Source organism: Pseudomonas sp. LS.1a, from assembly GCF_022533585.1.
Classification (GTDB): Bacteria; Pseudomonadota; Gammaproteobacteria; order Pseudomonadales; family Pseudomonadaceae; genus Aquipseudomonas.
This window is the reverse complement of sequence record NZ_CP092827.1, coordinates 1,017,476-1,032,354: the sequence shown is the minus strand read 5'-3', so window position 1 is coordinate 1,032,354 and position 14,879 is coordinate 1,017,476. Positions and strand designations below refer to the sequence as shown.

Annotated in this window: 13 protein-coding genes; 6 read left to right on the top strand and 7 right to left on the bottom strand. The window is 64.7% G+C overall.

What is annotated here, in order from left to right; all coding sequences use genetic code 11:
* Positions 1–13 precede the first annotated feature (13 nt).
* From MKK04_RS04760 to MKK04_RS04740, 5 genes are all read left to right on the top strand, one after another.
* A complete protein-coding gene (locus tag MKK04_RS04760; RefSeq protein ID WP_063911361.1) occupies positions 14–1,507 on the top strand; it encodes an RNA polymerase factor sigma-54 in 1,494 nt (497 codons plus the stop codon).
* Positions 1,508–1,586: 79 nt separating this feature from the next.
* The gene (gene hpf, locus MKK04_RS04755) at positions 1,587–1,895 is read left to right on the top strand and encodes a ribosome hibernation-promoting factor, HPF/YfiA family (RefSeq protein WP_003255135.1); all 309 of its coding nucleotides are present in this window, start codon (positions 1,587–1,589) and stop codon (positions 1,893–1,895) included.
* A gap of 12 nt (positions 1,896–1,907) precedes the next feature.
* Entirely contained in the window at positions 1,908–2,372 is a 465-nt protein-coding gene (gene ptsN / locus MKK04_RS04750; RefSeq protein WP_015269060.1) for a PTS IIA-like nitrogen regulatory protein PtsN, read from the top strand.
* 2 nt (positions 2,373–2,374) lie between these two features.
* On the top strand, positions 2,375–3,229 hold the full coding sequence (gene rapZ / locus MKK04_RS04745; protein WP_207834688.1) for an RNase adapter RapZ: 855 nt from the start codon (positions 2,375–2,377) through the stop codon (positions 3,227–3,229).
* A gap of 19 nt (positions 3,230–3,248) precedes the next feature.
* Complete coding sequence (locus MKK04_RS04740; protein ID WP_013971075.1) at positions 3,249–3,521, top strand: HPr family phosphocarrier protein; 273 nt, start codon at positions 3,249–3,251, stop codon at positions 3,519–3,521.
* A 365-nt stretch (positions 3,522–3,886) separates the two neighbouring features.
* On the opposite strand, the gene MKK04_RS04730 is transcribed toward MKK04_RS04740, so the two are convergent.
* From MKK04_RS04730 to pmbA, 4 genes are all read right to left on the bottom strand, one after another.
* Positions 3,887–4,498 carry a superoxide dismutase gene (locus tag MKK04_RS04730; protein ID WP_207834691.1) on the bottom strand — a complete coding sequence of 204 codons (612 nt, stop codon included), beginning with the start codon at positions 4,496–4,498 and terminating at the stop codon, positions 3,887–3,889.
* A 75-nt stretch (positions 4,499–4,573) separates the two neighbouring features.
* Positions 4,574–5,950, bottom strand: a complete 1,377-nt coding sequence (locus MKK04_RS04725) for a class II fumarate hydratase (RefSeq protein WP_207834693.1) — start codon at positions 5,948–5,950, stop codon at positions 4,574–4,576.
* Positions 5,943–6,344, bottom strand: a complete 402-nt coding sequence (locus MKK04_RS04720; RefSeq protein ID WP_063911358.1) for a hypothetical protein — start codon at positions 6,342–6,344, stop codon at positions 5,943–5,945. The genes MKK04_RS04725 and MKK04_RS04720 overlap by 8 nt, the downstream gene beginning before the upstream one ends.
* Positions 6,345–6,571: 227 nt before the next feature.
* A complete protein-coding gene (gene pmbA / locus MKK04_RS04715) occupies positions 6,572–7,918 on the bottom strand; it encodes a metalloprotease PmbA (protein ID WP_039612741.1) in 1,347 nt (448 codons plus the stop codon).
* 108 nt (positions 7,919–8,026) lie between these two features.
* On the opposite strand from pmbA, the gene yjgA reads away from it, so the two are divergent.
* The gene (gene yjgA, locus MKK04_RS04710; protein ID WP_207834694.1) at positions 8,027–8,548 is read left to right on the top strand and encodes a ribosome biogenesis factor YjgA; all 522 of its coding nucleotides are present in this window, start codon (positions 8,027–8,029) and stop codon (positions 8,546–8,548) included.
* 138 nt (positions 8,549–8,686) lie between these two features.
* Here the strand turns inward: yjgA and tldD are convergent, their stop codons facing one another.
* Genes tldD through MKK04_RS04695 form a run of 3 tightly spaced genes read right to left on the bottom strand, consistent with a single transcriptional unit; the run spans position 8,687 to position 14,822 of the window.
* Positions 8,687–10,126: a metalloprotease TldD gene (tldD, locus tag MKK04_RS04705; RefSeq protein WP_207834703.1), complete on the bottom strand. Its 1,440-nt coding sequence runs from the start codon at positions 10,124–10,126 to the stop codon at positions 8,687–8,689.
* A 2-nt stretch (positions 10,127–10,128) separates the two neighbouring features.
* A complete protein-coding gene (locus tag MKK04_RS04700) occupies positions 10,129–10,980 on the bottom strand; it encodes a carbon-nitrogen hydrolase family protein (RefSeq protein ID WP_015269054.1) in 852 nt (283 codons plus the stop codon).
* A gap of 8 nt (positions 10,981–10,988) precedes the next feature.
* The gene (locus tag MKK04_RS04695) at positions 10,989–14,822 is read right to left on the bottom strand and encodes a YhdP family protein (protein ID WP_233693879.1); all 3,834 of its coding nucleotides are present in this window, start codon (positions 14,820–14,822) and stop codon (positions 10,989–10,991) included.
* Positions 14,823–14,879 lie beyond the last annotated feature (57 nt).

The following is a 14,879-nucleotide window of genomic DNA, read 5'->3' as shown; positions in this document are numbered from 1 at the left end:
TTAAGCCCCAGCCATGAAACCATCGCTCGTCCTAAAAATGGGCCAGCAACTGACGATGACACCGCAGTTGCAACAGGCCATCCGCCTGCTCCAGCTCTCCACCCTGGACCTCCAACAGGAAATCCAGGAAGCGCTGGAGTCGAACCCGATGCTCGAACGTCAGGAAGACGGCGACGACTTCGACAACAGCGACCCGATGGCGGACAACGCCGAGAACAAGCCGGCCGCCGAAGTCCAGGACAACAGCTTCCAGGAAAGCACCACCAGTGCCGACACCCTGGAAGACGGTGAGTGGAGCGAGCGCATCCCCAACGAACTGCCAGTCGACACGGCCTGGGAAGACATCTACCAGACCAGTGCCAGCAGCCTGCCAAGCAACGATGACGACGAGTGGGACTTCACCACCCGCACATCGGCCGGCGAAAGCCTGCAAAGCCACCTGCTGTGGCAGCTGAACCTGGCACCGATGTCCGACACCGACCGCCTGATCGCCGTCACCCTGATCGACAGCATCAACGGCCAGGGCTACCTGGAAGACACTCTCGAGGAAATCTGCGCCGGTTTCGACCCGGAGCTGGATATCGAACTGGACGAGGTCGAAGCGGTGCTGCACCGCATCCAGCAGTTCGAGCCCGCCGGCATTGCCGCCCGCAGCCTGGGCGAATGCCTGTTGCTGCAACTGCGCCAGCTGCCCGCCAACACCCCGTGGATGACCGAAGCCAAGCGCCTGGTCACAGATTTCATCGACCTGCTCGGCAGCCGTGACTACAGCCAGCTGATGCGTCGCATGAAAATCAAGGAAGACGAGCTGCGCCAGGTCATCGAGCTGGTACAAAGCCTCAACCCGCGCCCTGGCTCGCAGATCGAGTCCAGCGAGCCTGAGTACGTGGTGCCCGACGTCATCGTGCGCAAGGATAGCGACCGCTGGCTGGTGGAACTGAACCAGGAGGCCATCCCGCGCCTGCGCGTCAACCCGCAGTACGCCGGGTTCGTGCGCCGGGCCGACACCAGCGCCGACAACACCTTCATGCGCAACCAGCTGCAGGAAGCGCGCTGGTTCATCAAGAGCCTGCAAAGCCGCAACGAAACCCTGATGAAGGTGGCCACGCAGATCGTCGAGCACCAGCGCGGCTTCCTTGACCACGGTGACGAAGCGATGAAGCCGTTGGTGCTGCATGACATCGCCGAAGCGGTGGGCATGCACGAGTCGACCATTTCGCGGGTTACCACGCAGAAATACATGCATACACCGCGTGGCATCTACGAACTGAAATACTTTTTCTCCAGCCACGTCAGCACCTCCGAAGGCGGAGAATGCTCGTCCACGGCGATCCGCGCGATCATCAAGAAACTGGTTGCGGCGGAAAATCAGAAAAAGCCATTGAGTGACAGCAAGATCGCTGGTTTACTGGAGGCACAAGGCATCCAGGTAGCCCGTCGCACCGTCGCCAAGTACCGCGAGTCCCTCGGCATCGCACCGTCGAGCGAGCGCAAGCGACTGATGTAGCCCCTGAGATGTACCACAGCGTTTGTGGGGCAGGTGCAAGACCTGCCTCTTTATGCACGGGCAACAAAGGAGAAGCTGTATGCAAGTCAATATCAGTGGACAGCATGTAGAAGTCACCCAGCCACTGCGCGATTATGTGCTTGAAAAGCTCGCTCGCGTGGAAAGTCACTTCGACAAGATCACCAACGTGCAGGTCATCATGAAAGTCGAGAAGCTGCAGCAGAAGGTCGAGGCGACCTTGCAGATTCCCGGCGGCGAAGTGGTTGCCAACGCCGAACACGAAGACATGTATGCAGCGATCGATGCCTTGGCCGACAAGCTCGACCGCCAACTGAAAAAACACAAGGAAAAACAGCAAAGCCTGCTGCAAGGTGCAGCTGCCCGCTGATCCCCCTCATCCATGATCCGACTTGAAACCATCCTGACCCCCGGCCGTTCCCTCGTGAACGTGCCGGGCGGCAGCAAGAAGCGCGCCCTGGAAAAGGTCGCCACCGTCATCGCCGAACAAGTGCCAGAACTGGAGATGCAGGATGTCTTCGAAAAACTGGTCGCCCGGGAAAAACTCGGTTCGACCGGTTTCGGCAATGGCATCGCCATCCCGCACTGCCGGCTGGAAGGATGTTCCGCTCCGGTCAGCGCCCTGCTGCACCTGGAAGCCCCTATCGACTACGACGCCATCGATGGCGCGCCGGTGGACCTGCTGTTCGTCCTGCTGGTGCCGGAAGCCGCCACCGATGCCCATCTGGAACTGCTGCGCCAGATTGCCAGCATGCTCGATCGCAAGGAGGTCCGTGATCGCCTGCGTGCGGCCACCAGCAGCGAGGCCCTGTTCCAGGTTGTCCTGGACGTACAGAACGAGCACTGAACATGCGCCTGATCATCGTCAGCGGCCGGTCCGGCTCCGGCAAGAGCACCGCCCTCGATGTCCTGGAAGACAACGGTTTCTACTGCATTGACAACCTGCCCGCCGGGCTGCTGCCGCAGCTGGCGGAAAATGCGCTGATCAACACCGAATTGCAGCAACCCAAGGTCGCCGTGTCGATCGACGCGCGCAACCTGCCCAGCCACCTGACACGCTTCCCCGAACTGCTCGAAGAAGCCCGCGCCCGGCACATCCAGTGCGACGTGCTGTACCTGGATGCCGATGAAGACATGCTGCTCAAGCGCTTCTCGGAAACCCGCCGACGCCACCCGCTGACCAACGCCAACCGCTCGCTCGCGGAAGCGATTCGTGTGGAAAGCGAATTGCTGGGGCCGATTGCGGACCTGGCCGACCTGAAGATCGATACCACCAACCTGAACCTTTACCAGCTGCGCGATTCGATCAAGCTGCGCCTGCTCAACCAGCCCGAGCCTGGCACCGCGTTCCTGGTCGAGTCGTTCGGTTTCAAGCGCGGAATGCCGGTCGATGCCGACCTGGTGTTCGATGTGCGCTGCCTGCCCAACCCCTACTGGAAGCCCGAGTTGCGTGAGCACTCCGGCCTCGACCAACCGGTGATCGACTACCTGGCCGCACAGCCGGATGTCGAAGAGATGTTCAACGACATTTCCAGCTACCTGCTCAAATGGCTGCCCCGTTTCGCCGCCAGCAACCGTGCCTACGTTACCATTGCCATTGGCTGCACCGGCGGCCACCACCGCTCGGTGTATATCACCGAACGCCTTGGCCAGTTGCTGCAGCAATCCCTGAAAAACGTCCAGGTCCGCCACCGCGACCTCTAGCCCAAGGATCCACCCCACGATGCCCGCCCGTGAAATAACCATCATCAACAAGCTGGGTCTGCATGCCCGGGCGGCAGCCAAGTTCGTCGGCGTTGCCGGCCGCTTCCCCTGCCAGGTCAGGGTTGGCCGTGCGCCGGACAAGCTGGTGGATGGCAAGAGCATCATGGCGGTGATGATGCTGGCGGCCGGCAAAGGCACCCAGGTGCACCTGCATACCGAAGGTGAGCAGGACGACGATGCCATGGCAGCGCTGGTCGAGCTGATCAACAATTATTTCGACGAAGGCGAATGAATTTCGCTGGCCCGCACGGTCCTTGTGGGAACAGCTAGATTGTCCAGTCCTTTGGGCTGCGCAAGCGGTCCGCGTACCCTGTGGGAGCGGCTTTAGCCGCGAAGAATCCAACGCGGTGATGGCACCGGCTGCGCCGGTGTTCGCGGCTGAAGCCGCTCCCAAAGCGAAGCCGGTGCCCCCCCATCATCAAGCGCAAGCCAATACACAGCCCCAAGCCGACCAGACCAGGTCCAACCAGGCGAAACCGCGCGCCAATAGCAGAGCAGTGCCTGCCAGCAACAGCAAAGTCCCAAGCGTCAGGCGAAACAGGCGAAACAAGCGCACACGGCTGACAGCCATCATCCCGGAGCGCATAACGGTGCGACTCACTTCAGGGCTTCGAGGTAGCGGCGCTCCACTTCCGCCCAGGCAATGACGTTGTAGAAGGCACCGATGTATTCCGGACGACGGTTCTGGTACTTCAGGTAGTAGGCATGCTCCCACACGTCCAGGCCGAGGATAGGCGTATTGCCGTGCATCAGCGGGCTGTCCTGGTTGCCGCTGCTTTCCACTGCCAGGGTTTTCTGCGGGGTCACGCTGAGCCAGGCCCAGCCACTGCCGAAGCGGGTCAGCGCAGCCTTGGTGAAGGCCTCCTTGAAGGCGTCGAAACCGCCCAGCTGCGCGCTGATGGCTTGCGCCAGCGAGCCCTGCGGCTCACCCCCACCCTGCGGCGACATCACGGTCCAGAACAGGCTGTGGTTGGCGTGCCCGCCGCCATGATTGGTCACCGCACCACGCAGGTTTTCCGGCAGTTGCCTGACCGCACCGACCAGTTTTTCCACCGGCCACTCAGCCCACTCGGTGCCTTCGATGGCGGCGTTGAGTCCATTGACGTAGGTCTGGTGGTGCCTGGTGTGGTGGATTTCCATGGTCTGCGCGTCGATGTGCGGCTCCAGCGCAGCGTAGGCATAAGGCAGTGCAGGCAAGGTATGAGGCATGTCAGCAAATTCCGTAGGCATGGGTTGGGCGATGGCCAGCGCGGCCATCGCAGGCGCTTGGGCCGTGACTCCGGGTCAGATACCACCGGCGGTGAGTTTTTCCGGGTCAAGCAGCGCTTCCAGCTGGTCGCGCGACAGGTCGGTGTGCTCCAGCGCCACATCGATGATCGGTCGGCCCTGCTTGTAGGCGGTCTTGGCGATTTCGGCGGCCTTGAGGTAGCCGATGATCGGGTTCAGCGCGGTGACCAGGATCGGGTTGCGCGCCAGGGCTTCCTTGAGCTTGCTTTCGTTGACCTTGAAGCTGGCGATGGCCTTGTCGGCCAGCAGGCGGCTGACGTTGGCCATCAGCTCGATGCTCTCCAGCAGGTTGCGGGCGATCACCGGTAACATCACGTTCAGCTCGAAGTTGCCGGACTGACCGGCGATGGCGATGGTGGCATCGTTGCCGATCACTTGGGCGGCGACCATGGCGGTGGCCTCCGGAATCACCGGGTTGACCTTGCCTGGCATGATCGAAGAGCCCGGCTGCAGGCCTTGCAACTCGATTTCGCCCAGCCCGGCCAGCGGGCCGGAGTTCATCCAGCGCAAGTCGTTGGCGATCTTCATCAGCGCCACGGCAGTAGTCTTGAGCTGGCCCGACAGCGCCACGGCGGTGTCCTGCGAGCCGATCAGGGCGAACAGGTTCTGCCCGGGGGTGAACTCGACCTGCGTCAGGCCGCTGAGCTGGCGGGCGAAGCCGGCAGCGAACTGTGGGTGGGCGTTGATGCCGGTGCCCACGGCAGTGCCCCCCTGGGCCAGCGCCTGCAGGCTCGGCAGGCTCGCTTCGATGTGTGCCTTGGCGCCTGTGATCTGCGCCGCCCAGCCATCCAGCACCTGGCTCAGGCGCACGGGCATGGCGTCCATCAGGTGGGTGCGGCCGGTCTTCACGTACTGATGCACCTGTGCCGACTTGGCCTCGATCACCTGCACCAGGTGCGCCAAGGCTGGCAGTAATTGCTCGTGCAGGGCCAGGGCGGCGCTGACGTGGATGGTGGTCGGGATGATGTCGTTGCTGCTCTGGCCGCAGTTGACGTGGTCGTTGGCGTTGACGGCGTCACCCAGCACGCGGCTGGCCAGGGTGGCGATCACCTCGTTGGCGTTCATGTTCGAGCTGGTGCCAGAACCGGTCTGGAACACATCCACCGGGAAGTGCTGGATGAAATCTTCAGCCAGCAGCTGCTCGACTGCCTTGACGATGGCCTGTCCCTGCGCAGCCGACAGCTGTTCCAGTTCGACGTTGGCCTTGGCCGCGGCAGCCTTGGCCAGCAGCAACGCACGAATGAACTGGGCCGGCATGCGCTGGCCGCTGATCGGGAAGTTGTCGACCGCGCGCTGGGTCTGGGCACCGTACAGGGCCTGGGCCGGCACCTGCAGTTCGCCCATGCTGTCACGCTCGATACGGGTATCACTCATCATCAAATCCTTGCATCAGTTCATCGGGAGAAATCGACGGCAGCAGGCGGCAGTTGGCCAACTGCAGGGCGTAGGGCTGCCAACGCGGGTTCTGTGCCTCGCGGTCGAGGTTGCGCAGGTCCAGCAGCGGGCGCCAGGCCTGGTCCAGGCACAGGCAGCGCCAATGCCAGGGCAGCATGCGGTCGCAGGCGGTATCCAGCAGCAGGCGAAAGGAAGTCAGCGCCACCGTCCATGGCGAGGTCTCGGTGCAGCACACCAGGTAGCGCCCTTCGGCCAGGTAATGCTCGATCAGGCGCGGCTCGTCGGGTTCGAGCGCGCAGCGTATGCGTCGGCTGAGCCAACGCCAGTTTTCCAGGTAGGGCAGTTCGCGGAGGACGGGTTTCATGAACATCATCGCCGAGTTACCGGATAATGATATTCATTATTATGTGATAACTAGAATCACTTCAAGAAAAAGGTGATGAAACAAAAACCCGGCGCGGGGGCCGGGTCTTCGGTTTCATTGAAAATTCTGTAGTGCCTGCGCCGGCCTCTTCGCGGGTAAACCCGCTCCCACAAGGACCGCGCCACGGTACCTGTGGGAGCGGGCAAGCCCGCGAAGAGGCCGGTGCAGGTTATGGATCAACTGCCTGCTACAGTCATCCGCTCGATCAGCACCGAACCGGTGTGAATGTTGCTGCGGGTCTCAAGATCGCTGCCAATCGCGACAATCTGCTGGAACATGTCTTTCATGTTCCCGGCAATGGTCACTTCCTGCACCGCGTGCTGAATCTCGCCATTCTCGACCCAGAACCCTGCCGCGCCACGGGAATAATCCCCCGTCACCATGTTCAGGCCATGCCCCATCAGCTCGGTCACCAGCAGCCCGCGACCCATGCGGCGGATCAGCGCCGCCTGGTCTTCGACACCGTGGCTGACGAACAGGTTGTGCACGCCGCCGGCGTTGGCCGTGCTTGGCAACCCCAGCTTGCGCCCGGAATAGGTACCCAACAGGTACGACACCAGTTCGCCCTTGTCGACAAACGGCTTGGCATAGGTAGCCAGGCCATCGCCATCGAATGCGGCACTGCCCAGTGCCCGCGGAATGTGCGGACGCTCGTCGAGGGTCAGCCAGGTGGGGAACAGGCGCTGGCCAATGGTCCCCTCCAGGAACGAGGATTTGCGGTACAGGTTGCCGCCGGAGATGGCCGACAGGAAGCTGCCGAACAGGCCACCGGCCAGCTCGGCCGAGAACAGCACCGGCACCTCGCAGGTGGGCACCGGCCGCGCACCCAGGCGGCTGGCGGCACGCTGGGCGGCGCGCACGCCGATGCTACGCGGGTCGGCCAGCAGGTTGCCCTGGCGGTTCACGTCGTACCAGTAGTCACGCTGCATTTGCCCGTCGCCTTCGGCGATCATCACACAGCTCAGGCTGTGCCGGGTCGAGGCGTAGCCACCGATGAAGCCATGGCTGTTGCCATACACGCGGCAGCCCTGATGGGTATTGAGGGTGGTACCGTCGGCATTGAGGATCCGTGGGTCGGCGTCGAACGCCGCCGCCTCGCAGGCCAGGGCCATCTCGATGGCCTTCTCCGGCTCCAGGTTCCAGTCGTGGTACAGGTCCAGGTCCGGAATCTCGCGGGCCATCAGCGCTGCGTCGGCCAGGCCGGAACATTCGTCCTCGGAGGTATGCCTGGCAATTGCCAAGGCGGCGGCGACGGTTTCGCGGATCGCTTCCGGGCCACTGGCCGAGGTGCTGGCCGAGCCTTTGCGCTGGCCAACATAGAGGGTGATGCCAAAGCCCTGGTCGCGGTTGAACTCGACCGTTTCGACCTCACGCTGGCGTACCGTGGTGGACAGGCCCTGCTCCAGCGACACCGCCACTTCGCAGGCACTGGCCCCCTGGCGGCGCGCTTCGGCGATGATCGCCTCGACCTGCTCCTGCAATGCTGGCAGGTCCTTGGGACCTACGCTCTGGACTGCACTCATGGTTCTCTCCACTCAAATTCTGCGTTCGGCAAGGGTCATTCTACGACCGGGCCGGACAAGCGGCCCCCGACTGGTTATCATGGCGGCGATTTCTAGCGGACTGCCACCATGGTTGATTCAAACGACGACGCCTTCGACGGCGAAAAAAGCAAAACCCAGATCAAGCGCGAGCTGCATGCGCTGGTCGAACTCGGCGAGCGCCTTACCACGCTCAAGGCCGATACCCTGGCCCGCCTGCCGTTGACCGACGAGCTGCGCAAGGCCCTGGCCGAAGCCAGCAAGCACACCGCACACGGTGCCCGCAAACGCCACATGTCGTTCGTCGGCAAGCTGATGCGCGTGCAAGACCTGGATGCCATCCACGCCTTGCTCGAACAGATGGACAGCTCGACCCGCCAGTACAACGAACGCTTCCACAACCTGGAGCGCTGGCGCGACCGGCTGATCGACGGCAATGACGAAGACCTCGAGCGCTTCGTCAGCGAGTACCCCGACACCGACCGCCAGCAGCTGCGCTCGCTGGTACGCCATGCCCAGCACGAGAAGGCGCGGAACAAACCGCCTGCCGCCGCGCGCAAGGTGTTCAAGTACATCCGCGACCTGGACGAGCTGCAACGCGGCTTGCGCTGAATCGCCGGGGCCGCTTGGCGGCCCAATCGCCGCACAAGGCCGCTCCCACAGTAAGTGCGCTGCCATTTCTGCACGGCGCGGTCCCTGTGGGAGCGGCCTTGCGTCGCGAAAGGACCGCAAAGCGGTCCCAGATGGCCATCACGCCCCTGTACCGCCCACGGTAATCGCATCCAGCTTCAGGGTCGGCTGCCCGACCCCGACCGGCACCGACTGCCCGTCCTTGCCGCAAGTCCCTACCCCACTGTCCAGCGCCAGGTCGTTACCGACCATCGACACCCGGCTCATCGCCTCCGGGCCATTGCCGATCAGGGTTGCCCCCTTCACCGGCGCGGTAATCTTGCCGTCTTCGATCAGGTAGGCCTCACTGGTCGAGAACACGAACTTGCCGCTGGTGATGTCCACCTGGCCACCGCCGAGGTTGGCACAGTAGATGCCCTTCTTCACCGAAGCGATGATTTCCTGCGGGTCGCTTTCGCCAGCACGCATGTAGGTGTTGGTCATGCGCGGCATCGGCAGGTGCGCGTAGGATTCACGGCGGCCGTTGCCGGTCACCGCCATGCCCATCAGGCGCGCGTTCAGCTTGTCCTGCATGTAGCCCTTGAGCACACCGTTCTCGATCAGCGTGGTGCACTCGGTCGGGGTGCCTTCATCGTCCACGCTCAGCGAACCACGGCGGCCTTCGAGGGTGCCGTCGTCGACGATGGTGCACAGGCTCGACGCCACCTTCTCGCCAATGCGGCCGCTGAACGCCGAGCTGCCCTTGCGGTTGAAGTCACCTTCCAGGCCATGGCCGACAGCCTCGTGCAGCAGCACCCCTGACCAGCCCGAACCCAGCACCACCGGCAGGGTACCGGCCGGCGCCGGGATCGCTTCCAGGTTCACCAGGGCCTGGCGCAGCGCTTCGCGGGCATAGCCCATGACCCGTTCTTCGGTGAAGAAGCGGTAGTCGGTACGCCCGCCACCGCCCTGCCCGCCACGCTCGCGGCGGCCGTTCTGCTCGACGATGACGCTGACGTTGAAGCGCACCAGCGGGCGCACGTCGGCGGCCAGGCTGCCATCGGCCGCAGCGATCAGGATGCGCTCCCAGACCCCGGCCATGCTCACACTGACCTGCTGGATACGCGGGTCCAGGGCACGAGTAGCGGCGTCGACACGCTTGAGCAGCTCGACCTTTTCGGCACGGCTGAGCACATCCAGCGGGTTGTCCGCCGAATAAAGGGCGGTCACGTCCTGGCTGCGGAAGGCCTGTACCTTGCCGTTCTGCCCGGCACGCGAGATCGAACGGGCGGCCCGGGCGGCCGAGGTCAGCGCCTCGAGGTTGATCGCGTTGCTGTAGGCGAAGCCAGTCTTCTCACCGGACTGGGCACGCACGCCCACGCCCTGGTCGAGGTTGAAACTGCCCTCTTTGACGATGCCGTCTTCCAGCGCCCAGGTTTCCGAGATCTGGCCCTGGAAATACAGGTCGGCGGCATCGATGCCGGGGCCAGCCAACTCACCCAGCACGCTCTGCAGGCTGTCCAGGGTCAAGCCGCCTGGGGCCAGGAGCTGCTCACTGACGGTGGATAACATCTGGCTCATAGTCACTCCGAGGTGTGCGCAGGCCGCAACGCGCCCTGCGAGAAAAAGCGCCGGTGCGATACCACCGGCATGCGCGCCCGGATGGACGCTTGTTCGTCAATGTCGCGCTCGGCGAGCAGTACCGCTTCACCTTGCGCCTGTTCCGCGACGATGCGCCCCCAGGGGTCGACGATCGCCGCATGGCCATGGGTTTCCCGTGGCCCCGGGTGGGTACCACCCTGGGCCGCAGCCAGCAGGTAGCACTGGGTCTCGATGGCACGGGCGCGCACCAGCACTTCCCAGTGCGCCGCGCCCGTTACCGCAGTAAACGCGGCCGGCGCAGTGATCAGCTCCGCGCCGGCGGCGCGCAGCGCGCTGTACAGTTCGGGGAAGCGCAGGTCGTAGCACACGCTCAGCCCCAGCCGCCCCACCGGCGTATCAGCCACCACCACCTGGGCGCCGTGTGCGTAGTCGTCGGACTCGCGATAGCGGCCACGGTTGTCGGCAACGTCGACGTCGAACAGGTGCAGCTTGTCATAGCGTGCCGCTACCTCGCCGTGTTCGTCGATCAGCAGCGAGCAGGCATGAGCCTTGGCCTCGGGCTGGCCGACCGGTGGCAATGGCAAGGTACCGGCGACAATCCATAACTTGAGGTCGCGGGCGGTGCGTTTCAACCATGGCAGGATCGGCCCTTCGCCCAACGCTTCGGCGCGCCCGATGGCAGCGGCGTCCTTGCGGCCCATGGCGGCGAAGTTTTCCGGCAGCACGGCCAGCCGTGCACCGCCAGACGCGGCCTGCTCCAGCAGGGCACCGGCGCGCTGCAGGTTAGCCAGCACATCGTCCTGGCTGACCATCTGGATTACCGCTGCCTTCATGGGCACTCCTAGCGGGATTTCTCGAAAGGTTTCACAAATGTGATTCTAGGCTCTTTCACCGGCCCTTCGACACGGTAGTGCACGCTGGCGAAGCGCGACACGCGATCACCGATCAGCCGGTCGACCAGGAACAGCGCCCCGCCAACGGCCGGCGCGCCGACAATCAGGGCCGCCAGCGGCAGGTTGTTGGTCACCGGCAGGCTCACCTGCAGGTTGGCATCGACCCGGTCGCGTACAAGGTCCAGGGTACCGTCCAGCTCGAAGTTGCTCGACGGGCCGGTCACGGCGATTGGCTCGCGGGTCACGTAGACACCATCACTGGCCACCAGCAAGCCCTTGACCCGGTCGTAGGCCAGGCCCTTGTCGAACAGGTCGGAGAAGTCCAGGCGCAAGCGCCGGCCGATGGAGTTGAAGTTGAGCAGGCCGAACACCCGCAGCGCCTGGGCACTGCCTTCGACCTCGACGAACTGGCCGGTGCGCAGCGCTGCGTCCATGCTGCCGGAGAAGCGCTTGAGGCTCACCGAGGCCGGCGAACCCGGCCAGCGGCCATCCACATCCAGGCGGAAGTCGCGGCTGGTCACGGTCGGGGCAAAGCCCCAGGCCTTGAGCACATCCGCCAGGTTCTTGCCGTCCAGGCGCCCTTTGTACCAGCTGCTGGTGCTGCCCGGTTCGCCTTCCCAGCCGCCGCCACCATCGATACGCAGGCCCTTGAAGTCGAGGTCGATATCGCTGGCGGTCACGCCGCGCGCGGTCGGCCGCAGCTTGAGTGACGCGCTGCCGAACAGGTCGTCACCGCGGTAGAGCTTGTCGATGCTCAGGTCCAGCGCCGGCACCTTGCGCGGGTCGAACGAGGCCAGCGGGTCCGGGCCCTCCTCGGCCTGTGCCTCGGCCTGCTTTTCAGCAGCGCTGGCGGCGGGCAGGCGCAAGGTCTGCATGCGCACGACCATGGGCGCGCCCTTGGCGTCCGGCACCCGGGCGTTGCCGATGACCTCCTTGCTGTCGAGGCGCAGATCCCAGGCCGGGCCACCACGGGCCAGACGCACCACGGCCTGGTTCAGGTCCAGGCCAAAGGCTTTCAACTGGCCGATGCTCAGGTCGACGCCCTGCAGGTTCTGCCGCGCGCTACCGCCCGGATCGTCACCGGCCAGCCGCGCCGCCTGCTCTTGCCAGGGCGCCAGGTCCAGTGCCTCCAGGCGCCCGCGTACCCGCAGGCCCTGGCCGGCAGGTAGCTGGGCGTCACCTGCGCCCAGCAACAATTCGCCACGGCCCTGGGCCAGTTTGTCAGCCGGCGCAGCATAGGCGAAGCGGGCAAGGTCGGTGTAAGCAGCATCGAAGCGCCGTTCCGGGCCTTGCAGACTCATGCTGAACCGGCTGTCACGGGTATCTGCGGCCGCCTTGCCGAACGGTGCCGGCAGGTCGATGGCCAGGCCCTTGAGGCTGGAGGTGACACTCAGGCGGTTGTCCCGGCTACCCAAGCTGACCTGCAACTGGTACGGCAGGTCGCCGGACGCAGGCAAGGCCTGGTTGAACTGCAGCCAGTCGGTCAGCGCCTTGAGCGCGACCCGACCATTGGCGTTGATGCGGGTCTGCATCTGCCCTGGCTGGCCTTCGGCGGTGATTTGCGCCGTTACCGGCTTGCCGAAGGCCTGCAGGCTGATGCCCTTGCCGCTCAGGCCCTTGTCGAAATCGAAACTGAAGTCACCCTTCAGGCGGCTCAACTCCAGGCTCGGCGGCGCGACTTTCAGCCGCGCATCGCTGGTGGCAAAGTCCACCTGCACTTTCGGCCGCTCCCCGCGGACCAGCGGAATGTCGAGCTTGACCTTGCCCTTGAGCGGCCCCTCGCCCTCCCAGCCTGCGAAGATCTCGCCAGTGCCGATTGGCGCTTCCTTGAGGATCTTCAGGCCATCGCCCAGGCTGCCGTCGAAGTCGCCATCGAGGTACAGGTGGCTTTGCTGGCCCTCGTCGACATGCGGGATATCGACGCTCACATCACTGACCTTGGTGTCGAGCAGCACGCCGCGCTGGGCCTTGATGCGCACACCGCTGTCCTCGATGAACACATCACCATCCACGTGCTGCACCTGTGGCCAGCCCGGCTGGAAGTCCAGGGCTGCATCACGCACCTTGAAGAACAGGCTGATGCTGCGGGCTTCCGGTGCGGCGCCATGGTTCAACGAGCCCTGGTACTGGAAGTAGCCTTCGTCCACCGTGCCCTTGACGATCGCGCTGCGCAGCCATTCGTCGAGGGCCGGGCTGAGCACCTCGGGCAGGTACTTGGCGGTGTAGCGACCATCGCCTTCGGTCAGGCCGACGCGCAGGTCCATGTAGTCCTCGCGGCCCTCTTCGAACAACAGGCGAATGAGGAAGTCACCGGCGATCTTGCCCTCTTCGCCCAGTACCTTGAGGTAAGGCGCGACCAGGGTGAAACCTTCCTTGTCCAAGGCCCAGGTCAGGCGCGCATTGGCCTTCTGGTAGTGCCAGGGTTTGGCGAAGATCGGGTACAGGTGCAGCATGAATGCCTCGGTATCCAGGCGCAGTTCACCATGGCCAAGGTCACCGCTGATGCTGCCGCTGACATTACCGGCCGCCGGGGCATTGTGATAGGCATCGAAACCGACCTTCTCCAGGTTGGCCTCGAACTGCAGGCGCTGGTCACCCTCGGCCTTGGGCCGTGCTTGCAGGCGCACATTGCGCAGTGCGCCGGTCACCTTCAGGCCATCGACCACGGCCATGACCTTGTCCGGCAACGGCGCCAGGGCATCGATCAGCGGGGTCAACGGCGTGAGGTCGAGGCGGTCGGCCTGCACTTGCCAGCTTTCCGCGGCTGCATCCTCGCCAGGACGCTGCTGCAATTGCAGGTGCGATTCCCAACGGGTCTTGCCGATATCCATGGCCAGGGAATCGACCACTACATCGAAGCCTTGCTCCCGGCGCTGGAACCAGGCACCCAGGGCCAGGTTGTTCAGTGTGGCCGCCTTGCGCCCGGCATAGGCGCCCTGCAGCTCGGGTGCATTGAGGCGCACCACGCCCTGCTGCAACTGCCCGTTGCGCCAGTCGACCCAGAACTCGCCGCCCGCCCGCAAGGCGTCGGCATGCCACTGGCCCAGCAGGCGAGGCGGCAGCCAGCGCGCCCAGTCACTCTGCGGCAGGCTCAGGTAGGCTTCGACCTGGCCGTCGCGCCAGGCGTTGGCCGACGCACGGCTGCGCAGGTTCAGCGCCAGGGGCTGGCCATCGGGCAGGGTCGCGCGCAGGTCCAGGGCCTGGCGCGAAGCCCCGGCCTGCAGGCCGGCGCTCACGTAAGTCAGGGTCAGCGGGTCGCGCTGCCAGGGGTGCAGGGTGACCTGGCTGTCGAACACATCGATGCGGCCCAGCTGGCGCAGGCGCTGCAGCAACTCGGCCGGGTCGAGCGGCGCATCGTTCTGCTTTGGCAAGCCTTCGAGGCTCCAGGCCCCCTGCTCGTTCTCGCGCAGGATCAGTTGCAGACCGCCCAGCTGAATGCGTGCCAGGCGTACTTCGCGGGCGGTGAGGCTGGCCCAGACATCGGGTACTACCTTGACGTCGTCCAGGCGCAGGGCCGTGGCCCCATCGCCCAGTTGCAGGTCGCGCACCCGCAGCACCGGCGCCAGGCCGCTCCAGCGGCCTTCCAGGGCACCGACGTGCACGGGCAACCCCAAGGCTTGCTCGGCCTTGGCCTCCACATCGGCGCGGTACTCGGCCACCAACGGCACCAGTTCGCGACCGAGGCTGACATACAGCGCCACCAGTACCGCCAGCAGGGCGCAAACGCCCAGGCCCCAGCGGGTCAAGGCGACAAGAACGCGGGTCAGACGTCCCATGGCCATGGCCCTCCAGGTCGTTTATCCATGATGGCCCGTCGTACCGGTTTTGCCAGCCCGGGC

What these genes read in the sequence shown, in the direction of transcription:
- MKK04_RS04760 (WP_063911361.1), top strand. Translation starts at nt 14, where the DNA reads ATGAAACCATCGCTCGTCCTAAAAATGGGCCAGCAACTGACGATGACA.
- hpf (WP_003255135.1), top strand. Translation starts at nt 1,587, where the DNA reads ATGCAAGTCAATATCAGTGGACAGCATGTAGAAGTCACCCAGCCACTG.
- ptsN (WP_015269060.1), top strand. Translation starts at nt 1,908, where the DNA reads ATGATCCGACTTGAAACCATCCTGACCCCCGGCCGTTCCCTCGTGAAC.
- rapZ (WP_207834688.1), top strand. Translation starts at nt 2,375, where the DNA reads ATGCGCCTGATCATCGTCAGCGGCCGGTCCGGCTCCGGCAAGAGCACC.
- MKK04_RS04740 (WP_013971075.1), top strand. Translation starts at nt 3,249, where the DNA reads ATGCCCGCCCGTGAAATAACCATCATCAACAAGCTGGGTCTGCATGCC.
- MKK04_RS04730 (WP_207834691.1), bottom strand. Translation starts at nt 4,498, where the DNA reads ATGCCTCATACCTTGCCTGCACTGCCTTATGCCTACGCTGCGCTGGAG.
- MKK04_RS04725 (WP_207834693.1), bottom strand. Translation starts at nt 5,950, where the DNA reads ATGAGTGATACCCGTATCGAGCGTGACAGCATGGGCGAACTGCAGGTG.
- MKK04_RS04720 (WP_063911358.1), bottom strand. Translation starts at nt 6,344, where the DNA reads ATGATGTTCATGAAACCCGTCCTCCGCGAACTGCCCTACCTGGAAAAC.
- pmbA (WP_039612741.1), bottom strand. Translation starts at nt 7,918, where the DNA reads ATGAGTGCAGTCCAGAGCGTAGGTCCCAAGGACCTGCCAGCATTGCAG.
- yjgA (WP_207834694.1), top strand. Translation starts at nt 8,027, where the DNA reads ATGGTTGATTCAAACGACGACGCCTTCGACGGCGAAAAAAGCAAAACC.
- tldD (WP_207834703.1), bottom strand. Translation starts at nt 10,126, where the DNA reads ATGAGCCAGATGTTATCCACCGTCAGTGAGCAGCTCCTGGCCCCAGGC.
- MKK04_RS04700 (WP_015269054.1), bottom strand. Translation starts at nt 10,980, where the DNA reads ATGAAGGCAGCGGTAATCCAGATGGTCAGCCAGGACGATGTGCTGGCT.
- MKK04_RS04695 (WP_233693879.1), bottom strand. Translation starts at nt 14,822, where the DNA reads ATGGCCATGGGACGTCTGACCCGCGTTCTTGTCGCCTTGACCCGCTGG.